Genomic DNA, 17982 nt, shown 5'->3' with positions numbered 1-17982 from the left:
CGTGATGGTTAATGCGCCAGCGTGCGCAATTGGGTGCGGATCCCATCGCCGAGCTGATGCGTGGTGGCCGTACCGCCCAGGTCTGGCGTGAGAGCCTGGCGGGCGGTGAGCACATCCTCGATGGCGCGCATCAAGAGCGTCGCCGCCTCGTGCTCGCCGAAAAAGTCGAGCATGAGTTGCGCGGACCAGATCGAGGCAATCGGGTTGGCAATGCCCTTACCCGCGATATCAGGGGCAGAACCGTGAATTGCCTGGAAGAGGCTCGGATAGCGACGCTCGGGATTGAGATTCGCACTCGGCGCTAAGCCCATACTACCCGCAAGCGCCGCCCCCAGATCCGAAAGGATATCCCCAAAGAGATTCGAGCAGACGATGACATCCAGACTCTCGGGTCTGGAGACGAAACGCGCCGCTAAAGAATCGATCAGTTGCTGCTCGTGCGGAATTTCCGGGTAATCGGCGGCGACCTGCGCGAAGACCTCATCCCAGAATACCATGTTGTATTGCAGACTGTTCGATTTTGTGGCGCTGGTGACCTTGCGGCGTCCATGTTCACGGGCGTACTGGAAGGCATAACGGATAATACGCACGGTGCCCGAACGCGTAAAGACCGTCGATTGAATGGCTACCTCGTCGTTCGTGCCCTGGTGCACACGTCCTCCTACGCCCGCATATTCGCCCTCGGTATTCTCACGGACGCAGATCATATCAATATCCGCAAGCCCCTTATTTGCTAATGGGCTCCGCACACCCGGCAGCAGGCGTATGGGCCGAAGATTGACGTATTGATCGAATTGCTGGCGGATCGGCAACAATAATCCCCAGAGCGTAATATGGTCCGGCACGCGGGGGTCTCCAACAGGGCCGAGCAGGATACCGTCAAAGCCGCTCTGCTTGAGAATAGTCGGGCCATCGGCAGGCATCATCGCGCCTTCGCGCAGATAATAGTCGCTGCCCCAGTCGAACTCGTGTGTGTCCAGGCGAAAGCCGCCGTGCAATTGCGCGAGAACTTCCAGCGTCTGAACGCTCTCCGTAATGACCTCTTGCCCGATGCCATCTCCTGGTAGCACCGCAATGTGATAATGTTGCATCTTTCCTCTTCCTTTTCTATGCCATCATAGCAGCCTCTCGCTGCTACGCTCGGGGAAAGATCCCGATCGGACGCAGGGGAGAACCAGAGCCACCCTTAATCTTGAGCGGAAGAGCAATAAAATAAAATGTTGTCGGCAGCTTGGCAAGATTATAGAGCCCTTCCACAATCAGGATACTTTTCGGCAGGAAATAGATGGCGTGGCCGAACTGGTGTTTTGTCACTCCATCGACCAGGGCAATGTCGCAGGCAGTCGTATCAGATCCTACAGCCTTGACGCCCGCTTCGCTGAAAAAACGGCAGGTCTCCTCATCCAGACCGGGCTCATTTCTCCCCCACCAGTTACGCTCATCAGGTCCCTTCTTGTCAACATCGATCAGATACTTATCCCAGCCGAACTCGAAGAAGACGATATCGCCCTTTTCGATCGTAATGCTAGTCTCTTGCATCTTCTGCTGAATTTTGCTGAAAGGGACCAGTTCGCCAGGCGCATAGTTCTCCTGAGAGAGATCGATTTTTTTGGCAATGCCCATCAGCGTGGTCAGAGGAATATTTTCGATGGTCTGATCGATCAGATGCGGGTGATTATGCGGCGGCGCATCCACGTGTGAGCCACTATGCTCGGGCAAGATCAACGTCTGGAGGAAGTAGCCGTTGCGCTCAATCGTACGCGCATCCTCGACAATCGCCACATCTGGATGTGTGTGCCAGAGAGGCATATTAGTGTAGAACAGAGGAGAGAGGTCCACCACCTCCATGTTGTTGAAAAGATTTGCCAGTTCTTGAATCGACGCCATTGTTGTTCCTCCTAAGTGGATGTGTTGCTATCTATAACGCATGTGGGCGGGGAGAATATCCCCGCCCACATGCGTGATTATGCCATCAGGACCTTCAAGGCCCCTTTTTCCTGGACCTTCGCAAAGGCATCCTGCCAATCTTGCAGCGGCCAGATGCCCGAAACCATCGCCTCGCTCTTGACCAGTCCCAGGCGCAAGAGTTCCAGCGCGCGGGGCCAGGCCTCAGGGACCGAAGCGTTTGTGCCCGTCACAATCAGTTCTTTATAACACACCGTATCGAATCGAGCGGGATTGGCCTGCCATAGAGACCAATTTGACCATAACGGATGTGTCATACGACAAGCATATCTGCTACCTTTCTCATACTCGAATGTGTGTAAACACCCCCGAGCGGTCAGTTCTTCCTGCTTCATCGTCGATAGCCAGCGCACGGGAACCTTTGGATCGGCCCTCCCGTTTCGGTCTCACATCAACTCCCCAGGCATTTTACGTCCGGCGGTAGCCACTCTCCAGGACGGCCAGCTTTACGCGTGAAGCTGGCGAAGCTGTTGTGTTGCCAACCACAGCAAATTCAAGGCGGCATTGAGATCCCGGTCGATGACCAGCCTACAGGCCAAGCACTCATAGGTGCGGTGTTTGAGCGGCATGCGCTTTTTGACCTGCCCACAGCACGAACAGCGTTTGGTCGAAGGGAACCAGCGCGAGGCGATGAAGAGACCGCCCCCGGCGTTGGCCACTTTGGTCCTGAGGAACTGCAACAGTTGCCCCATCGCGGCATCGGCCACGGCACGCGAGAGCTTCCGGTTGGCCATCACCCCCACGATGTTGAGGTCTTCGATGCCGATGGCCCCACAGGTTCGCGCCAGTTCGCTCGTGAACGTGTGCTGCACATCCCGCCGGATGTTGGCGATCTGCTGATGCTTGCGTGCGACCTTGAGTCGTTGCTTCTCGTAATTCTTACTGAACACGGTTCGCCTGGTTTGCGGGTCTTTCGTCTTCTGTTTCTTACTGAGTTGGCGTTGCAGCTTGCCGAGTTTCTTGAGATGGAGCGCTAATGGCCTTTGGTTCTCAAGCCTGCGTCCATCGCTCACCACAGCAGCCTGCTTTACGCCCACATCCACCCCCACCACTGCTTCGGGCGTTGTGGGGCACTCCCGTGTGATGTCTACCTGAATGGAGACGTACCAGTGCCCCGCTTCACAGCAGACCGTCGCCCCCAGGATCTTGACCCGTTCGCACACGACGTGCTTGCGCGTGTTTCGCTTCTTCGTGGGTGTGGTGGCTTTCCCCTTTTCGACGAAGCGCAGTTTTTCGGCGATGTTCACCGTTCCCAGTCTGCGTAAGAGCTTGCCTCGGTCCTTCTTCGTTTGGCGCTGATCGAGGATGAAGCGGCCAAGTCCGGGAATCGAGATCCAATGGCTTCCCAAGGTGAATTTATCGTTGGAGAGATAAAACGACTCGTGCGACTTCTCCTTTTTCTTGTACTGCGGGTAGTTCGATCTGCCCGCGAAGAAGTTGTCATAGGCGTTTTTGAGGTCATCGAACGCACCCTCCACCACACACTTCGTCACCTGATAGGTCCACGGATACTCCTGCTCCCGGATCTGGTTGAATTGCTTCTTGAGTGCGAGGGCATGTGGCGGGTTGAGCACGCGCTGCTCCTGGGGAACGCTTTCCTGCTCGGCTTTGTACGCCTGATATTGCTTTTCCCACTGCTCCCGTCCCCAGTTGTAGATAAAGCGCCTCGTGCCACAGGCTCGTTTGAGATACTCCACCTGTTCAGGGGTGGGGTTCATCCGGATCTTGTGCGCGGTTTTCATCCTTGAGCGCCTTTTCTCCCGCTTTGCGGGAATTCCGGTCGAGCAGGACTCGACACCCGGCAAGTGGCTCTCGTTCGGCGAGCGGCTGGCAGCTTCGGAAGGTTGAGCGCCGTGGTCAGATCGACCTTATGAGAGGAGCGACGCCCAGAAAGCGTTCCTTTGGCTTTGAGCCTGCTTTCTCGGTCCCAGCGCTGCACTGTTTTCACGCTGACATCCACCTGCTTGGCAAACGGTACGACTGCGTACATCTACTTATTCTCACTTACTTTCGCACACTTTGTCAATACCTAGTATGTATCTCCTTCAATACGAGAGCGCAGCCGCCGAAGTTCGGCACGGCATCGGAGAACGATTACCGGAAACCAAAAAACAGGTTGGGCTGGACAAGGGAAGAGGCTTCTGGCTCCGGTTTTGGCAGGATGTGCTCACTTCCCTCCATTTGTCGCCAGTCTGTGGGATGGGTTATGCATCGGACCGGCGCAAGGTTCCAGCCCCCCATATTTCGGCTACTCGTCCGTTTTCGATCCGAAAAATCTCCATGATGAGAGGGAGAGGCTCTCCTGGAGGCGTTGGAATACCGTGAACTGTGACCCGCAGCGCGACTTTGTCGCCTTCAGCAATGAGATCCTCGACGACGAAGTGCGTCTGAGGGAAAATGGCAAAGGCGTTGGTCACCGCCGCTCTCGCGCTCTCAATGCCAACTTCTCCCATGGCATGCCTGATAATGTGTGGATCAAAGAGTTCGTCCAAGGTCGCGAGGTCCTGCGTGTTGATGGCTTCGTAGACACGCGAGGCCAAAGCCTTGTTCTCTGTTGCTATCATGCAAAATCTCCTGTGAATGATTCTTCCTGATAGATCCATTGCCTGTGCGTTGAGCAGGCATTCATTTTTGTTGCTGGCCTTCCTCTTGAAGAGCGCGTATGTTGGCATGTAACCGTTCGAGAACGTGCAGTACCATCTCCTGTTCTTCTCTGGGGATACCATTGAGCAGTTGTGTCTGAAACAAGCGGTGCGCCGCCCGCAGTCCAGCAACGATTTGCTGACCGGAAACCGTCAAAGAGACGAGCGTATAGCGATTATCCTGGGGATCGAGGCGACGGCTGAGTACTCCTTCGGACTCAAACTGCTTGACCAGACGCGTAATCGTGGCTCCATCAACGGCTAATTGCTGCTGTAAAGCAGCATGGCTGAGCTCGCCGATCTCTGACAGCAGGGTTAGCAGTTGCCGTCGGAGCTGACTCATGCCGACATGTTGATCAAAGGCTTGCCTGGATTCAGAACAGACAGACGCCAAATGTTGAAAAAAGGTATCCTCAAGAGCATCCATTCGTCACTTTGCCTCCGAGTCCTCTGTCAATTTCCGCACTTCGGAAGAAGGCGGTGCATATTTTTATTTATATCATCATCTATTGATATCGTCAATAGATGATGATATCAAACATATGGCTCCTGGCTTTTTTGACTCCCGGCGATGCGCGTATCTGTAAGAAATGACAGTTGCCTTGTAAGAAGATGACTCCTTTTGCGGTTCAGAGAAGAGAAATCTCCAGGAAAGGTGGGAGATCTATATACTGGGAGATGGGTGGAAAAGCAATGTCATTCCCCATCTTTATGAGACCGTTTTCCCTCTTATTGTTCAGCTATGATTCTCGTTGCGCATCCCGTGGGACGGCGTTCTTCCAAAAGCCTGGACTTCCACGCTCGCCAGCGCGGCGATCATTCTGGCTTCAACGCGCAGTCTCGTGTTCCCTCATCCATAAGTGCTTCTCTACATCATCTAAATAGGGGTAAATCCAGTAACATTCATAACATTTGACCGCTGCTAATCAGCTTTTATTCACAAGGGAGTATTCCCCGAAGAGAGCGCAAAGCGGTTATGCGCCGATCATGAGAAGGTGTCAGCGCCCATACGATTGGGATTGGAGCAATGAACATGTGTGTGTGCGAGGGCGACGCGCTGCCCCCCAGCTCTTTGGGAAATTACCAAATTTTTGTATTCTATTATTTATAGAATTGCTTGTTCAAAAAAGTTCGCTTGGGAAGCGCTTGCATTTTCCTCCAGGTACTGTGCTCTTAAGAGATCGTATCTAGAGGGATGTCGCATTGCGTGCGAAGAGAGCCTGCTTTTCTCTTGCTGGAGGGGGCCTCATCTCTTCTGGGAAGAGGTAATCAGCCAGGTGTTTGTTGGCAAGCCATGGTTCCTGGCGTGCGCCATCAATGGTTGCTTCTGTGACTGGGCGTTGGGTACATCTAAACTATGTTTTTATACGCAAAAAAGACCGATGAGACAGCGTTTAACCAGTAATCATTGTCTCTGTAGCAACTTGGCAGGATATGTACCTGCAAAAGAGAGGTTGCTTTATGCGCACGGATGCCTCGTTTCGATGGCAAGTGGAACTTGTCTGCTTGCGAATGTTGAGTTTAACGCTACTCATTGCTCTGGTGGTTTTCTCGAGTCCTCAGCGAGCCAGAGCAGAGACCGCGAGCGATCTTCATGCCTGGAATATGTTCGGTTACAACGCAACCCACTCGCATTATAACACTGCGGAGACGTTGCTCAGCCCTGGCAGTGTTGGAGGCTTGCACTCTGCCTGGAGTTACGCGACCGGGCCTGGTCCATATTCTTCTGGCGTGCGTTCGTCGGCAGCAATTGTGAGCGGGGTAGCCTATGTGGGTGCGGACGATGGGAATCTTTACGCGTTCGATGCTCGTACAGGTGCAAGGCGCTGGGTATTCACGACTGGTGGCTCAATTGATGCATCTCCCGCTGTGGGGAACGGTCTGGTCTATATAGGCTCAAGCGATGGTTATGTTTACGCACTCAATGCCGATACGGGCGCGCTTGTCTGGAAGTTCTATACCAGCTATCGGGGTGTTTCGGCCTCGCCGACGCTATGGAAGGATTACCTCTATGTGCTTGGAAATAGCCAGAAGCTGTATGCGTTTAAAGCCCTGACAGGAGATTTTGTGTGGGGGTATGACACGGGGGCCTGTGAAGAGGTGGCGGACTCCGCGCCAGCGGTCGACAATGGAATGCTGTATGTCGGCACATGCCTGGGTGATGTCCTGGCGGTCAATGCTTTCACAGGGGCCTTTACCTGGCGTCACTCGGTAGGAATGCCCTTTGATTCTGCGCCAGCCATTGCCAATGGAATGGTCTATATCGGCGCGTTAGACCACAATGTCTATGCGTTCAAAGCAAGCGATGGCACACTAGCCTGGTCCTATAGAACTGGTGGCGCGGTGGGTGCTTCGCCAGCGGTCGCGAATGGCATCGTCTATGTAGGCTCAAACGACGACCGGTTTTACGCGCTCGATGCCGCTACTGGAGCTCCGCGCTGGTGGTTTGGTACAGGCAATACCGTCTTTTCTTCGGCGGCAGTCGCCAATGGAGTAGTTTTCGTTGGTTCGGATGACGCGAACACCTACGCCTTTGACGCTGCGACGGGAACGTTACTCTGGAGCTATGCCACAGGCCTTGGCGTTGATGCCTCGCCAGCGATTTATAGCGGAATGCTCTTCGTCGGCTCAAATGATGCCAATTTTTACGCCTTTAGTGTCTGATAACGTCGAGGAGACAGGCGTGGAGGAACTCGTGCCAAATAGTTGGTTTTCTGGGTAGTCACGGGGCTATGAATCCCAGCCAGCCGCATTCGCCGCTAACTTGCGAGAGATTCTGAGAGGAGGCATGTGAAGCGGTTGGTGTTCCTGGGAAGGCGCCATCTGTACAGAAGGAAATGGAGCATAAGAACAGCAAGCAAAACTATACGCAAACATGGTCAAACGTGCGCTTGTTGCACACATGTGTATGCGTTGACAGAGAGACGATATCATAGTATGATACACGCACCAAACAAGAAAAAATGTTCTATATCAGGACGTCTTATGTTTCTGGCCAGAGAAGATGTTTTCCACCTTTCGGGGTGGTGTTGAAAGAGAAGGGGTTTCATGCTCCTCTGCAAAAAGATCAAGCTTGATGTCAGCGAGCAAGACGCAGCCACCCTTGAGTTCATGCAAGGAAAATGCAGAGGCCTCTACAATTGGTGGGTGATGCGACTGCGAGATGGGGAGAAGTGGCGCTTCAACGCCTGCAAGAAGACGTTGGCCGAGAGCCGCGTCCATGATCCTGAACTCAATCAGGTGTATGGCAAGCTGCTTGCGGAAGTCTACTACCGCCTGGATGCAGGCATGCAGGCCTTCTTTCGTCGGGTCGCTAATGGGGAAACGCCAGGCTTTCCCCGCGTGCGACCTCGCCATTGCTTCTTCACCCTCTGTTATCCAGCGATGTATCTCACGCTCGAGGGAAGCACGCTCATTCTGCCCACAGGGGGCAAGGGCAAGCGCAAACGCTTTCCTGCCATCCATGCGACCCTCACAGAGTTACCTCCAGAAGACTTTCGAGAGGTAGCCATCAGTCGCGATGGCAGGGGCCACTATTACGCATCCTTCAGCTATCGGCAGCCCGAAGAAGCAAAACGTAATAGTGGCACGGTGGCCTTCGATCTGGGTATCAAGACGCTGGCAACTGGCGTTACTGAAGAGGGCCGTTTCTATCACATCGGTGGGTTCAAAGGCTCGCGTTGGTATAACAGACAGCTTGATAAACTTCGCTCGAAACGCAGCACGTGCAAGAAGAAGTCCCGCCGCTATCTTCATCTGAGCAAGGTCTATAAGCGCGTTTCGCAGAAGAAACGCAACAAACAGCGCGATAGCCTGCACAAGGCATCGCATCTCATTGCACGACGATTGGTTGAGAGAACTGTCGTCGTGGGCGATCTTTCCCAACGACAGATGGTCATGAAAGAGCATCAGGAGCACAACAAGGCATGCAATCGAGCAGTCTATAACGATTGGGGCCTGTATGCCTTTGTCCAGATGCTCACCTACAAATGCCAGTTGTATGGGAAAGAGCTTCAGTTTCTAGATGAGCGCAACACATCCAAGCAGTGTAGTGGTTGTGGGAATCTGCAAGACATGCCACTGCGCAAGAGAACGTATCAGTGCGCGGAATGTGGACTCAGCATGGATCGAGACGACAATAGCGCCGTCAACATCTTGATGAGGTTCCTTGCCCGGCGAGGGCCACACACTCGGCAAGCCGAGTGCGATGTGCTGCAGGCGACCCAAAGCGGTGTAGATGCCATGGAGGCATCTTGTGAGGGGCACGTGCAGCAATTGAACCTATTCGATGGTGTGTAAGCACCTTTGAGTAGGTTTAGAATGGCAGAAGGAGAGTAATCGATGCGGCCGTTTGCCTGGAATGATTTTTACACCAGTACGAAGAATCGGCCGCCCTGGCCGCGTCTGGTTCGGGCTGTGGAACTGCTGAAGCGTGGCGGAGAGGCGTTAGACCTGGGGTGTGGTGCTGGCCGTGATACACGGTATCTGCTCGGGAGCGGATTTCGCGTAACAGCTGTTGATCAAGAAGCAGCATCCTTGGAACTTCTTGCCGATCTGCCACCAGATCGTCTTGATTGTGTACAATCCTTATTTGAGGATTTTCAATTTGGATATTATGACCTGATCAATGCTCATTTCGCGCTCCCTTTTATCGATCGGGAACAATTTTCCCTCGTTTTTGTCTGCCTCAAGGCTGCGCTCAAACCTGGTGCGATCTTCGTCGGGCAATTCTTTGGGGTAAATGACTCCTGGAATACTCCTGAAACACGTATGACTTTCTTCACTCGCCAACAAGCCCTAGCATATCTTGATGGGTTAGAGCTTCTCGAGTTTGAGGAAGATGATCAGGATGGTACAACGGCGGTTGGGAAGCCGAAGCACTGGCACGTTTACCATATCATTGCACGCAAGTCTTGATCCTGTCTTGATCTGATGGAAATCAATGACCGCGAGCTCACGCACATATTCCTCCCCGATTTGCAGATAGTGCGGGGTGACGCGAACACTATCCGGCGCGAGCAGGTCCTTGAGGGCTATGAGGTCAGCCGGTGTCAGCAACCGGTCACGGGCTGAGGACAGCAGCAAGGCCTCTTCTAGTTGGGCGGTATAGGGGGCAAACGAGGTCCCTTCCTCCTCCTGTACTGGGGGTGGTAAGCGCCCATCAAGGGCAGGACGCGCGAAAGGTTTGCCGGAGAGGGCGAAGACGCTTTCCGGCAGCGGAAAGTGCAGCGCCTGCTCTCCCTGGAGTGCGCCATGGGTGAGATCCGCCAGTTCTTTGCCAGCGAGGCGATGACCCAAATGTTGGGCAGTACAACTATTGGTTGTTCGAAAACCCGCCTCCCAAAGGGGACCTGTAGTGTACAGCGAGGGTACGTTCGTATCGTTTTGGCTCCGTTTCCTGCGAACCGAATGCTCAAACGAACGCACGAGATGATTGACACCTCTTCGCATCATTTCATATACTGAGCCAGATAATGTGTGGTGCGTTTCTGAGCACAGTGTTCTGCTTCGTCAATCTCTGAGGTGGAGAAGTTGGGTGCTTGAGCACCTTTGAGTGGCTCTCGCCTGGGGCGGCCCGTATAGAATGGGAAAACCAACCCAGAGCATAGACCCAATTGGGTCAGAGAAACAAGAGCAAACTGATGAACGAAACCCACACGACGGTTCGCCATCTCAGGCCGCCCCGGCCTGTCCGAATTGTGGTGAACGCACTGGTGACAACTCTCTTGCACTCCCGATGGCACGCCATGAGGAGCAATCATCTCCTGCTTCTGACGTTTGCCGGGCGCAAGAGTGGGAAAGCGTTCACGACGCCGATGCGCTATGTCCAGGAAGGCGAAACCTTGCGGATGACGGTGGTCTATCCCTGGTGGAAGAATCTCGTTGGAGGAGCTACAGTGCAAGTCCTCTTGCGCGGACAAACGCGCACTGGCACCGCAGAGGTGTTGCCTGAGAAAGTCTGAGCATGAGTACAGCAGGTAAGCCAGATGTCTGGCTGCATCAGCCGCGCTATCATCGTTGAGGTATAGCCTCCCAGGTGGGTCAGGTGCGTGACTGCAAAATTGCCTCCTTGTAGCCTCTGTTTCAGTGTTTTCGCTTTTTGGGGACTACCCAGAAGGAAAACGTGCAGGAGATGGTGTGGTACAGTCTCTTTGGAGCGCTCAGCAATCATGGTGGTCTTCTTTTCGTGTTTGCTGGAATGATGAGGCACCAGCTGCCTGATGCCCATTGCTCTCCCTTTTTACGAGCGTTTTGTTGTATTGATCAATGCTGTTTTCTATCCTCTGAAGAAGCTTCTGAGCTATTTCCTCTGCGAGTGTATGTCCTTGCATTTGCAAAGACATACGGAAGAAGAGTTGAATGAACATAATGGCTGCTTCTTCGATGGTCTCCAACTCATCCTCCACAAGGTCGAACACTGCATCATCATGTGGTGCTTCGGGGCGTAGAAGCCTGCCGATTCTTCGGCGGAGATCCATCAACCGTTTGAAGTAGTGTGTCTCTTCACGACTCATGACCGCAGGGAGCAATAAATAGGTCTGATAGCTTATGAGCATGTTGTCCAGCGCGATGAGCTCATATGGTGCGAGTAGCACGCGCGGTCGGTCTTCGTTGGTTGTTGGTCGCCTGGTGCTTTCAGTCATGGTGTCTTCCCTTCCTCATGTTTGCAAGATGCGCTTTTCAGAGAAGGAGATAGCTGGCATGTGTTCCTGTCCTTGTGCAGTTCAACCAGGTCCTTCTCAACGATGAGCACTTTGGGCTCACCATCGAGCGTCAATGCCAGCTCATAGAGGGCAGGAGCCTCACGTGTCGCGGGAATCTTCTGTATCAGCTCGACGCCGGGCACAATTTCGGCAGATGAAATAAACGTCGTTTTCCCATCGATGCTCCGAAAGGTCATGGAACGACGAAATGCGAGCAGATAAGTCTCTTGAGTTCGCTGCATGGACCGGCCCTCCTGAATCCTCTGCTCTCTGTCATTTTTGTCCATACGTGATGTAAAAATGAAAGTACGTGTGGTGTGTGTCCCATTCTTGAGGAAGCTTTTGAAGGGTGTGGTCAAACTCTTTTTCTGAGAGCTTGAGCTGAGTACAATACACCGGCTTTAAATTGGTAAAAATGGCATGCAGATCTTTCGCTAGAAGTTCACCGCCTCTCCCACCCCAGGCTCCAAGCGGGACCTGAAGTATACTCTCCTTGACCTGTGAGAGGCCAGCCTTTGTCAGTAGGGTCGGCAGCCGGGTCATAAGAGAGGCATCAAAGCCGGTCTTGCTCTCGAGGTTGTGCCACCATTCCATGAACTTTCTCGTCATGGGCCCCATATGTTCGAAGGTATCAGCCGCTTCAACCAACTCGATCCAGCCGCCGGGGCGGGTGACACGAACGAGCTCACTCACGACATAGGGCCAGGCACGAGCAGGGAGCGCCGCGACCATCAAGCGCTGATGGGTAAAGTCAAAATCATGGTCAGAGAATGGTAGGCCTTGCAGGACATTGCCCTGAACAAAGAGGCAATTGGAAGGCATCTCAATAACATGAGACACAAGGGTGTGGGGCTCAATATCAAAACCGACCACCTGAGTGCCCGGGAAGGGTTGCGCCATCTCCCGTCCCCAGATGCCCGTGCCACAGCCCACGTCGAGAATACGCCTGGGAGAGTCAATTGGAGCGACATAATTGCCGCCCAGTAAGGTTTTCAAAAAGTAGTGCTGGAAGGTCAGTCGATCGTATTCGGGCATATCTTTGGGAAAGAGATAGGGCACATCGACACGGAATCGGCGCTCCCCGATCACAGTGGCAGTTGGTGTCGCGCTGGATGAAGGAGGTTCAAAGGTCGGAATTATGCCCCGGTGTCTTCGTCGTAAAAGAGGGAAGAGTGGCATTATGAAATCCTTTCCTCGTTCTCTTGAGTGCGGAACCGTTGAACATGCACACGACGGTCACAGAAGTGCTCGCAGCCATCCCAATAGGTGAGGCGAGCACAATGCTGGATGGCCTCTCGCACCTGCTCTGGCGTTGGCGGTTTCATGAGGTGACACTCCAGATAGGCATCCACGTAGAGCAAGAAGGTCGCATTGTTCATCCAGAGGAACCGCTCTCGGGTACCTCCTTCCCAGCGGTCGAGGCTCTGGTTGTAGAGCAACATTGGTTCCTGTTGCGGAGGTGCGGGCCTCAAAGAAGGCATCGTTTCGGTTGGAAGCGTAGAAATGTGTCTATGGGCTACCATTGTTGCTCCTCTACAATCGATCTAATGTTTGCGCGACAAGCAGGATAGCATCTTCTAAGCCAACTATCTGCTGTAAATCCTCATGCAATTTCCCTATGCGCTCTGAGCAGGAGGTACGGAAGACATGAGGTGCAGTCATAGCAAAGCCATCTAATCCGTTATACGCTGCCTGATATTCGGCTTCTATTTGTTGTAAAAGAGTCGCCACTTCACTTTGATTCTTATCCATAACAGTGCCTTCCTACCAACCCGAAGGAACATCTTACTAAAGAGCAAACGTAAGAGTATATGACAGATCAAGGTTGCCGATAATTGGAGTGTAGCATGAGAAAACGCATTTATCAATGCATTTTAGTGCATTTGCTAATTTTGTAGCATATGCTACTACCAAACGTTTGCCTTATGACAAGATCGTGAGTTCCTAAAGGGTGGACAAGAGACAACAAAAATCCAAGCTGTAGCGTATGTAAACTTCTCAATCATTGTTAGCGCGCTGCTATTTTTGCGTCTCGTGCGAGCAATGTGCCCCTTCGATCTCGTGGAGAGAAGGTGGAATGCAAAGAAAAAACACATCAATGGTGATGTGTTTGAGGGAAGTGGAAACGTGAGGTTTTTGCTCAGGCCCATTACTCTGGCTTTTTCAGGAGTGTTTCGGCTGTTACATGGTCGGTAATCAAGATGTTGGCAATGCCTGCTTTCAGCGCAGCACGTATGGCTGGTATATATTTGAGATTTGCTCCAGCCACAAGAATAACTCTCGCGTGGCTTTGCTGTATTTTCTCTTTCAGTCGCGGTATCTCTAATCCAGTGAGGTAATAGGGAGGAGACTCTAACCTGTCATTAATGCAAGCACCAACGTTATCAAAAATCCAATGATTAATATCAACAGCTGGATTGTATGTCGTGATTTCTTCAATTTTCTGCTGGGTAAATATCGCTTTCTGAGCAAATGGAGGCCACAATCCCGTCATAATAATGTTTGCGTCCTCCATAATCTTTAAAACGTCTCGCGCTATTGGAAGAGCGCGAGCCTGTTCACGTTGTTCCTGGGACTCGACAATCGCAGGGATAGGAAGCCAGTTATGTTTGGCTCCATATGCTGTGGCGATGTCAAATGAGGTCAGATTGGCATCTCCAACACTTGTTTGCGGTCTTACAAAGCCAATAGTTGGAACAATCCTTAAATGAGGCAAAAGCTTTGTTGGTTTGAGATAGCGAACAACCTGGCGCATGGTATCTTTCCCACCTGAGACGGCCAGAATATCTTCATCTGTCAGCAACTGATCGAGATAATCCGCAGCGGTACCAGCAATGTCATCCAACACATCGCTCGCAGAACTCTGTTCCTCATCCATATTGCGGCCAGGCACAAGGATTAAATCTTCTAAACCGAGTCGCAAGCGCAAGTCGCGAGCAAGGTTGCGCAAATACCCCGTTCTTTGTTCGGGGATAACTGAGATCCGAACAATGCCGCGATCTCTGGCTCTCTGAAGCGCTTTTGAGATGGTCTGTCTTGAGCAATACTGGGCCTCAGCAATATTTTCCTGAGTTTGCCCTTCGTCATAATACAAATGAGCGACTTCACGCAAAAAGCGGTCATCTGAAAGCAGTTTTCCTTCTGAAATATTCTGTGGAGTAGGTGAATCGGTAAACATCGTCATGCTCCTTTTCTCACCATTGGGAAACGCTCCATCACGGCTTGCCAAAATAAGCCGATAGAATAGAGAATATGCTCTTCTGATAACAATATCATTTAATGTTATCTAAAGAGCATAGTACAATATCTCTCTTTAAAGCGCAACCTCCAAATACGCTATTCTTTTGACATGATATTCTTGTCATGCTACACTTGTCAGAGATACGCTTTTACAGCGCGTATCGTATGGGAGGATCAGTATGGCCGGAAATATCCAGTTTAAAGTCGAGAAGAACAGAGTTCTCGTTCCGGTTGGTCAGGCTTGCCGGTTCGGTTGCAAATACTGTTATACCCGAAAAGGAGAGGTTGGCCCTTCAAAGGTTGATGCAGAGGAAATTCTTCGCCAGTTTGAAGAGTTTATGCGCACTCATGCCTTTGAAACTATTCAGTTTGGGTATGACGGCGATCCATTTGATAGGCCAGAACGCGGTACTATGATGCTACAACGGTTGGCGAGATTCCGTAAGAATATTAGCTTCAGTACCAAAGCGCTTCTGGATAATGCTATTTTGAACGTCCTTGTAGACATCCATGATGGCATGTTGCAAGATGGGAACACACTCGTTGCTTTTATCTCTCTGAGTTGTTGGGATTCTGCTCGTCTTGTCGAACCTCATACCCCCACTGCCCAAGAACGAGTTGCAAACATCGAAAACTTAAAACGTAGGGACATTCCAACCTATATTGCATTACGACCCATCTTACCTGGTATTCGGGATAGAGAATATGAACAACTAGCGCAGGCAGGTATAGATGCTGGATGTGACGGCTTTGTTCTAGGTCCTCTTTACTCAGATGAAGGAGGGCAGTTTGTTCGCTTCATCCCAACAGAAACCCTGACACAAACTCCACATCGTCAAGTCATCGTTCCCTGGTCTGCTCACGCTCCCACATGGAGACGATATGAGGACGAAGCTCGTTTACATCGTATCGCTTCTATGATCGAGAGTAAGGGAGGAAAGGTTTTTCTCTCATCGGTGGATGCCATAGAGTTTGCTCACGAAAAGAGGAAAGTCGATGATCGAGGTAGAATTAAAATGCCAGCTCTCACCTGCGCTTCTCCAGAAACTCCATTCAAAGCTTGAACATATGCGTTTTGATGGTGAAGTGCATAACAGAGATATCTATTATGATACCCAGGACTATGCTCTCCTTCAGCAAGCGGTGTTTGTAAGAGTAAGGAATAAGGAAAAGGTTGAATTCAAATTCAACGAGAATATCGAAAAAGTACATGGTCAGACCACAGAGCGAACCTTTCCGCTTCACCCTGATACTGATCAGGTGAAGAAAATGAATGCGCTTTTTACTCGCTTCCTACCTACCTGGCAAGCTCAACCGACGGTAGGAGCAGCCATAAGCCAAAATGGACTTGTTGAACTGGCTCACATCGATAATAAACGGGAAGAATACTCCCAGAATGGTATCTATGTCAGTGTTGATCACGTTGCTCAGCTTGGTGACTTTTTGGAAGTAGAAGTTCGCTGTGACGAGAATGATGATCCGGAGAAGGCCCACACGATGTTACAGGCATTCGTGTCTGAGCTTGATGTCAAGCATATAGGGGTTGGATATGTTGAACTCTGGCTCCACGAACACAACGTTAAGGCATATCAGCTAGGCAAGTATCATCTGTAGTGCATGAAAATAAAAAAGTTGTATTACTCAAATAACAGTCAGGCTTCTCGAAAGGAAAGCCTGACCGTCTTATTAAAGAGCGTGAAGTGTCCAGGCTACATCGCGCTTATGAGAAAAGGAGCCCGGACATTATGAAATCTACAGCCTATTATGCATCCGGTTGCGCATCTTTCCAGTCGGAGGGAGCTTCGATTTTTGCTTCTATCCCGGCATGTTCGGCCAGGAGGTACAGCAGATTGCTCCCGCTCAACAGTTCGATAGGTTTCCCTTCGGCGAAATCGTAGGACGCTTTGCCGTAGCCACTGGTTGTGACGAGAATGCCTTTGGAGGCGCCCTCGTTTTGCAGAGTACCGAAAAGATCACGTACCGCGCTGACGCCTACTGTGTTCTTGTAGCGTTTGGCCTGGATGACCACTTTGCCACCAAAGATGGGCCGTGGATCAAAGGCGACACAGTCGACTCCTCCATCGCGTGATGCCTGGGTTTGCCGTGTTTCCAGCCCCATTTTCTGGAAGAGATTGGTGATGAGTCCTTCAAACTCTGTGGGTGTGAGTTCCATCAAGTTGACACGTTGATCCAGGCCAGAGAGGACATCAGTGCTCTCGATGAAACGAGGATCGACCATGTTGAGTTCCATGACAGGGCGCACGGGCGCCAGTTCGGAAGGACTTTTCGAGACGGAGGCATTAAGCCCTTTGAGGCAGGCTTCGGGTTCAACAAGTTTCAGGTTCAGCCTGTTGAAGGTGTCGCGATTGGTGCGAACGGTCACGAGGCAGGTGCGCATGGTATGTCCAGTGCCCCTGTCGAGGCTCTCTACATAACCATTGAAGACGATCGTTTCAAGAAAACCTCGGCGATCAGCGGTGAAGAGTTGATGCAGGCTCCGTAGCACGATCTGGGCGAGTATGGAAGCATAAAGCGTCTTGCGTTGAGCCAGGGGGCGGGCTGTTTCAGTGATGGTATCTCGTGTTTTGATATATTTGTATGCACTGACTGTTGGCACGACATCAATTGTTGGCAGATCATATTCTACAATCAACTGTTTGGACTCTGGCACGAAGGCAAGTTTCGCCTGCTGTGGAAAGTTCTCTGGATACTCGCACGAAGACAGCACGAGCGTGAAATAGTTGGTAATGGCAGAAGGTAATTGAGCGTCAAGATCACGTTGAAACGTATCTATTTCCGCATGTTGCTCCAGAATTTTCTTTTTTTCAGCTTCTACCTCTCTATTGTGAAGCATCTGCGCTGCTGCCAGTGCGGATTGCCGTCGCTGCTCTCGGGCCGCATGTTCTGCGAGGAACTGTTGATATAGGGTTTGTAACCTCGCTACTTCCTGAGCATGTCGTTCTTTTGCCCCTGGTACGAGTTTTTGCAGCCCGCTGGGCTCAGGAGGGATGATGGGTGGTGGTGGCGGGGGTTCTGCATTGAGCAGGTGTGTGTGCTGGAATACAGGTAGATTAACTGGCTGCTTGAGGCTTTGCAGATCGATAGCGTGTTCAACGCTAAGCGCATCTTGCAAAATAGTTTGCAGTGATGCAATGGTCTGCTCAAGCTGCTCATTTTTTAAAGTAACATCAGCTAATCGCGATTGTTCATAGAGTTTAGCTCTCTCTTTGGCTTCCAATTTGGCAGCTTGTTCATACGCTTTGCGTGCGCGCTCAGCATCTCTTACGGCCTGCGTTTGTGCTCTTTGCTGCTGACGTAGTTGCGCAAGCCGTTGTCGTTCTGCCTCACGCTGCACGCGGGCGAGACTGCTTATAAATCCACTTCTTCTTGCCATTGAATTCCCTTCAGTGTGATTGTGGTGCGTTTATATA

General features: G+C 51.6%; 20 protein-coding genes and 1 pseudogene. 6 read left to right on the top strand and 15 right to left on the bottom strand.

Annotated elements, in window-relative coordinates:
- Window positions 1-8: 8 nt before the first annotated feature.
- The 7 genes and pseudogenes from KRAC_RS57110 to KRAC_RS57090 form a co-directional block, all read right to left on the bottom strand.
- Window positions 9-1091 (bottom strand): tartrate dehydrogenase, encoded by a 1083-nt coding sequence (locus tag KRAC_RS57110; RefSeq protein WP_007922726.1) that lies wholly within the window; start codon window positions 1089-1091, stop codon window positions 9-11.
- 43 nt (window positions 1092-1134) lie between these two features.
- Entirely contained in the window at window positions 1135-1887 is a 753-nt protein-coding gene (locus KRAC_RS64630) for a cyclase family protein (RefSeq protein ID WP_007922725.1), read from the bottom strand.
- Between the two features lie 77 nt (window positions 1888-1964).
- Window positions 1965-2222 (bottom strand): hypothetical protein, encoded by a 258-nt coding sequence (locus tag KRAC_RS73370; RefSeq protein WP_169461070.1) that lies wholly within the window; start codon window positions 2220-2222, stop codon window positions 1965-1967.
- 189 nt (window positions 2223-2411) lie between these two features.
- On the bottom strand, window positions 2412-3707 hold the full coding sequence (locus tag KRAC_RS57100) for an RNA-guided endonuclease InsQ/TnpB family protein (RefSeq protein WP_007922722.1): 1296 nt from the start codon (window positions 3705-3707) through the stop codon (window positions 2412-2414).
- 32 nt (window positions 3708-3739) lie between these two features.
- Window positions 3740-3955, bottom strand: a pseudogene (locus tag KRAC_RS68605) (IS607 family transposase); the annotation flags it as partial.
- 214 nt (window positions 3956-4169) lie between these two features.
- Complete coding sequence (locus KRAC_RS57095) at window positions 4170-4529, bottom strand: ester cyclase (protein ID WP_007922720.1); 360 nt, start codon at window positions 4527-4529, stop codon at window positions 4170-4172.
- 61 nt (window positions 4530-4590) lie between these two features.
- Complete coding sequence (locus tag KRAC_RS57090; protein WP_007922712.1) at window positions 4591-5034, bottom strand: MarR family winged helix-turn-helix transcriptional regulator; 444 nt, start codon at window positions 5032-5034, stop codon at window positions 4591-4593.
- Between the two features lie 1034 nt (window positions 5035-6068).
- Between KRAC_RS57090 and KRAC_RS57085 the strand changes: the two genes are divergently transcribed.
- The 3 genes from KRAC_RS57085 (at window position 6069) to KRAC_RS68600 (ending at window position 9524) form a co-directional block, all read left to right on the top strand.
- Entirely contained in the window at window positions 6069-7271 is a 1203-nt protein-coding gene (locus KRAC_RS57085) for an outer membrane protein assembly factor BamB family protein (RefSeq protein ID WP_007922711.1), read from the top strand.
- A 384-nt stretch (window positions 7272-7655) separates the two neighbouring features.
- A complete protein-coding gene (locus tag KRAC_RS57080; protein ID WP_007922708.1) occupies window positions 7656-8906 on the top strand; it encodes an RNA-guided endonuclease InsQ/TnpB family protein in 1251 nt (416 codons plus the stop codon).
- Between the two features lie 42 nt (window positions 8907-8948).
- A complete protein-coding gene (locus tag KRAC_RS68600; protein WP_007922706.1) occupies window positions 8949-9524 on the top strand; it encodes a class I SAM-dependent methyltransferase in 576 nt (191 codons plus the stop codon).
- Here KRAC_RS68600 and KRAC_RS68595 read toward each other — a convergent pair.
- Window positions 9423-10034: a hypothetical protein gene (locus tag KRAC_RS68595; protein WP_244422632.1), complete on the bottom strand. Its 612-nt coding sequence runs from the start codon at window positions 10032-10034 to the stop codon at window positions 9423-9425. The genes KRAC_RS68600 and KRAC_RS68595 overlap by 102 nt on opposite strands.
- 215 nt (window positions 10035-10249) lie before the next feature.
- Between KRAC_RS68595 and KRAC_RS57070 the strand changes: the two genes are divergently transcribed.
- Complete coding sequence (locus KRAC_RS57070) at window positions 10250-10570, top strand: nitroreductase/quinone reductase family protein (RefSeq protein WP_007922705.1); 321 nt, start codon at window positions 10250-10252, stop codon at window positions 10568-10570.
- Between the two features lie 198 nt (window positions 10571-10768).
- On the opposite strand, the gene KRAC_RS57065 is transcribed toward KRAC_RS57070, so the two are convergent.
- From KRAC_RS57065 to KRAC_RS57040, 6 genes are all read right to left on the bottom strand, one after another.
- The gene (locus KRAC_RS57065) at window positions 10769-11251 is read right to left on the bottom strand and encodes a hypothetical protein (protein ID WP_007922704.1); all 483 of its coding nucleotides are present in this window, start codon (window positions 11249-11251) and stop codon (window positions 10769-10771) included.
- Entirely contained in the window at window positions 11248-11553 is a 306-nt protein-coding gene (locus KRAC_RS57060) for a hypothetical protein (protein WP_007922698.1), read from the bottom strand. The genes KRAC_RS57065 and KRAC_RS57060 overlap by 4 nt, the downstream gene beginning before the upstream one ends.
- A gap of 31 nt (window positions 11554-11584) precedes the next feature.
- Window positions 11585-12490 carry a class I SAM-dependent methyltransferase gene (locus KRAC_RS57055; RefSeq protein WP_007922697.1) on the bottom strand — a complete coding sequence of 302 codons (906 nt, stop codon included), beginning with the start codon at window positions 12488-12490 and terminating at the stop codon, window positions 11585-11587.
- On the bottom strand, window positions 12490-12834 hold the full coding sequence (locus KRAC_RS57050; RefSeq protein ID WP_007922696.1) for a hypothetical protein: 345 nt from the start codon (window positions 12832-12834) through the stop codon (window positions 12490-12492). The genes KRAC_RS57055 and KRAC_RS57050 overlap by 1 nt, the downstream gene beginning before the upstream one ends.
- Before the next feature lie 10 nt (window positions 12835-12844).
- Entirely contained in the window at window positions 12845-13063 is a 219-nt protein-coding gene (locus KRAC_RS57045) for a hypothetical protein (RefSeq protein WP_007922695.1), read from the bottom strand.
- 397 nt (window positions 13064-13460) lie between these two features.
- The gene (locus tag KRAC_RS57040; protein WP_007922694.1) at window positions 13461-14489 is read right to left on the bottom strand and encodes a sugar-binding transcriptional regulator; all 1029 of its coding nucleotides are present in this window, start codon (window positions 14487-14489) and stop codon (window positions 13461-13463) included.
- A gap of 241 nt (window positions 14490-14730) precedes the next feature.
- On the opposite strand from KRAC_RS57040, the gene KRAC_RS57035 reads away from it, so the two are divergent.
- Both KRAC_RS57035 and KRAC_RS57030 read left to right on the top strand, forming a co-directional pair.
- Window positions 14731-15615 (top strand): radical SAM protein, encoded by an 885-nt coding sequence (locus KRAC_RS57035; protein ID WP_007922693.1) that lies wholly within the window; start codon window positions 14731-14733, stop codon window positions 15613-15615.
- Window positions 15548-16165 carry a CYTH domain-containing protein gene (locus KRAC_RS57030; protein ID WP_075164674.1) on the top strand — a complete coding sequence of 206 codons (618 nt, stop codon included), beginning with the start codon at window positions 15548-15550 and terminating at the stop codon, window positions 16163-16165. The genes KRAC_RS57035 and KRAC_RS57030 overlap by 68 nt, the downstream gene beginning before the upstream one ends.
- Window positions 16166-16313: 148 nt before the next feature.
- On the opposite strand, the gene KRAC_RS57025 is transcribed toward KRAC_RS57030, so the two are convergent.
- Window positions 16314-17945 carry a restriction endonuclease gene (locus KRAC_RS57025; RefSeq protein ID WP_007922690.1) on the bottom strand — a complete coding sequence of 544 codons (1632 nt, stop codon included), beginning with the start codon at window positions 17943-17945 and terminating at the stop codon, window positions 16314-16316.
- Between the last annotated feature and the right edge of the window lie 37 nt (window positions 17946-17982).

Origin of the sequence: Ktedonobacter racemifer DSM 44963, from assembly GCF_000178855.1 — a bacterium.
Lineage (GTDB): Bacteria > Chloroflexota > Ktedonobacteria > Ktedonobacterales > Ktedonobacteraceae > Ktedonobacter > Ktedonobacter racemifer.
Note: the sequence above shows the minus strand (reverse complement) of the source record. Positions and strands in the feature narration are given on the sequence as shown.